The following is a 3,054-nucleotide window of genomic DNA, read 5'->3' on the forward strand; positions in this document are numbered from 1 at the left end:
TCTAGAGTAAGGGATTCCCTCTGTAGCCATGTTTTTGCTGATTTTCTGCCCCGAAACAAGCTATAATGGTCTAAAGGTCAAATTTGAAAATTTTTGCCTCAAACCCTATCGGCGTAAGAACTTCAGGATTTTGTGTCCAGTGGTTCATTTGTATTGTATTGCTTGAACTCAGGCTCTGTAAGACTTTTAGCCATAGCTAGTATGTTTATACGGGGGAAGTCCAGTTTTAAATGGGACATATTCGTTGATAATAGAGAATAAATGAGAAAAATTTCCACCAGTTCTTAAACAAAATTAAACAAAATAAATTTTAATATGGTACGAATATCCTTAAAGAAAGAAGTCCGAGTTACTAATAGCTCAAGAATCGTTTGATAGGTATGATTCACTAAATCCAAAACAGAGAGAGCCATTTGATACGACTACGTTTACCCTTCTGAGTATGAATTTTATCTACAATCACCCCTCGATCGAGCATTTTTTAAAACAACAATTAATTAATATTTTTCCAGAAAACAACCATAAATTAACTTTCTATCGTTGCCCAAAACCTGATAGTATCCTCTATCGTTCACCTCTGTTTTATTATTTTACACCTGCTCAATGTCAAGCTATATTTAACCATTTAATCGCCCTTTTTCCGCAAATTCAGCTTAGGGAAGGATGGCTAGAACTGTTATTAGATCAGCAATTTTTGTCCTTTTGGTTACTGAAACTAAACGATTTAATCGATAAATTTTTCTCCGATCAGCTTCCTTTCCATCCCGAAGGAGAATTTTTCTTTTTATTTCAATACACCCACGCTCGCTATTCTGGTTTGTTACAACTGCTCAATCGGGAAAAAGTTAGATTAATCGAGCCAGAACTATTATCATGGCATCATCCCGCCGAAATAGCCTTAATCCTGCAAATTTTAACCGTTTGTGATTGTTGGGAAAGCCAGAAACTTTATCCCTTAACTGCCAATTTTTGCGAAGCGATGCTCAATTTTGAGCGTAACTGTCGCATTATCGGAGAATCGGCCCCAATTCAGCGATCGAGATTAATCCTGATTAGCGTCAGTCAAAAACTACTTAACCGTCTTCTCCGTCAAAAATGGCAACTGCTGCCGATGACGAAGCTATAAAAATATTAACTTTTATGAATTTAGTGGACAAAACCATCAGCTTATGATAGATTTTAATTAGTGTGAGGAGCGAACCAGAATAGAGAGCCGAGACGAAACATGGACAGTCGCCGGCTCTCTTTCTGTTGTTCAGGAATTATCTTTTTCTTGGCGATATTTAATAAAAGTGGGCAAATCAACCCGAAAAGAGGAATATTTCGGGGAAGGAGAGATGATAGGTGCGGGCCAATCCCTGTCTTTCTTCTTTAAGGATTCTACTGGCTCAATTGTCTCTAATTCCGCTACAAACTCATTTATGGCAGCCACTTCATCGTTTTCTTGATTCTCTGTCTGAGACCAAGGCTCGATCGCGGCTGCCTTGGCGACAATGGTTAAATCCGGGGGAGAATTGCGATCGCTACCGCGCTGGAAATACTGAGCCAAGGCCGCTTTATACTGGAGGGTGTAGCGTTGTTGACGTTGAAGACGGGTGCGTAATTCCTGTAATTGCTGGTCATAGTTGCACAGTTTTTGGCTTTTTTCCTGATAACTTTCCTGAATTAAGGCACATTCTCGCTCTAAACGGGCTAATTGTTGGCGCGTGCGGGTCAATTCTGCGGTCAAATTGGCAATAATCAGCGGTTGCCGTTGTTCTGCTTGACGATACTGTTCGATTTCCCCTAAAGCTCGCTGTAATTGTTGCTTTTCGTATTGCAGTTCCTCGTTTTGCTGCTGGATTAGGGTATCGCAACTGTGCAAGCGACGATGTTGCTCGGCTAACCGCGATCGCAGTTCTGCGAGAGCTTGCTCCCGTCGCCAGATCTCCGCTTGTAATTCTTGATTTTGTTGACGTAAATGAGAGGATAGAGCCGGCCAATCTGTCTCATCTGTTGATTGACTCTCATGCTCGACAATTTCAGCAGTAATGACAGTATCCGCATGGGTGAGATGATCGAGGTACAGGTCGGAATTATCGTTCATAAAAGCCAAAGGATGAGGAAACCTAGAAGTTTAGAGACGTTAAAAGCCTTCTATCGTTCCAAAAAAAATGGGAACCGCATTGTTAGAGACTGCCGCGCGGTTCCACTGCCGATCCTTGAGAGGAGAACACTATAAATAACTATAAGCTTATTAGGAATTTTTGTCAATACTTAATGAGAACTTTTTTCAATAAGTTGGAGGGTAGAGGGGAATCGACTAATTCGTAGATAGCTGTAGTGCGGGTGTCTGGCCCTAGGGCCAGGGAAGAATTAGCCACAGCAAAATTGATACCAGCATCGGTCGAGCAGGTTAGCGGCTCGATGTGCTTCAATAATCCTATAGTTTTTATTTTCCTTGTCGTATCATGCCACGTCCCCCGAAGAAAACCCCTAGCACCCCTGAACCCCCCGAAGAGCCAATTAAATCCACTCCTCCCCTACAACCTCTACAAATTATTAAAAAGGGTTCTAGGGCTGCAGTACCCCCCAAACCTCCAGAAACCCCTCCAGAAATAATTGAGGAAAAACCAGCCGAGGAAACGGTAAAATCAGTCAGTAGCGAGATAAAATCTCCTCTCCGTCCCCGTTTCGATTCGGCTCCTCTATTCCGAAAACCGATTCCCAAAGCAGAAATTCCCGTCATCGAAAAAGCGACGGGAGCTAATGGCGAAGTATTTAATCTGACCGATTCTGTCCTGATTACTGAACCTTTCGGTACTCGTATTCCTGCTATTATCGATAGTTTTTATGCCGATGCTCAAGGCGAAATCTGGGCGCGACTCAAACCAGTGGAAGTTAATCCCGATTGTCGCTGGGAACAGGCCTGCATTCGCTCTCAGGGTTTGGTAAAAGCTGAGTAAGACAGTTATCAGTTATCAGTTATCAGTTATCAGTTATCAGTTATCAGTTATCAGTTATCAGTTATCAGTTATCAGTTATCAGTTATCAGTTATCAGTTATCAGTTATCA

General features: G+C 41.9%; 3 protein-coding genes. 2 read left to right on the forward strand and 1 reads right to left on the reverse strand.

Going from position 1 to position 3,054, the window contains the following annotated elements; translation table 11 throughout:
* Positions 1-442 precede the first annotated feature (442 nt).
* The gene (locus IM509_RS01670) at positions 443-1,126 is read left to right on the forward strand and encodes a DALR anticodon-binding domain-containing protein (RefSeq protein WP_052277845.1); all 684 of its coding nucleotides are present in this window, start codon (positions 443-445) and stop codon (positions 1,124-1,126) included.
* Positions 1,127-1,255: 129 nt separating this feature from the next.
* Here IM509_RS01670 and IM509_RS01675 read toward each other — a convergent pair whose 3' ends face one another.
* Positions 1,256-2,086, reverse strand: a complete 831-nt coding sequence (locus tag IM509_RS01675; RefSeq protein WP_052277844.1) for a hypothetical protein — start codon at positions 2,084-2,086, stop codon at positions 1,256-1,258.
* 364 nt (positions 2,087-2,450) lie between these two features.
* Here IM509_RS01675 and IM509_RS01680 point away from each other — a divergent pair, with 364 nt between their 5' ends.
* Complete coding sequence (locus IM509_RS01680) at positions 2,451-2,945, forward strand: hypothetical protein (RefSeq protein WP_002788690.1); 495 nt, start codon at positions 2,451-2,453, stop codon at positions 2,943-2,945.
* The last annotated feature ends 109 nt before the right edge of the window (positions 2,946-3,054 follow it).

The sequence above is a fragment of the Microcystis sp. M31BS1 genome (assembly GCF_020245285.1).
GTDB classification, from domain to species: domain Bacteria; phylum Cyanobacteriota; class Cyanobacteriia; order Cyanobacteriales; family Microcystaceae; genus Microcystis; species Microcystis panniformis.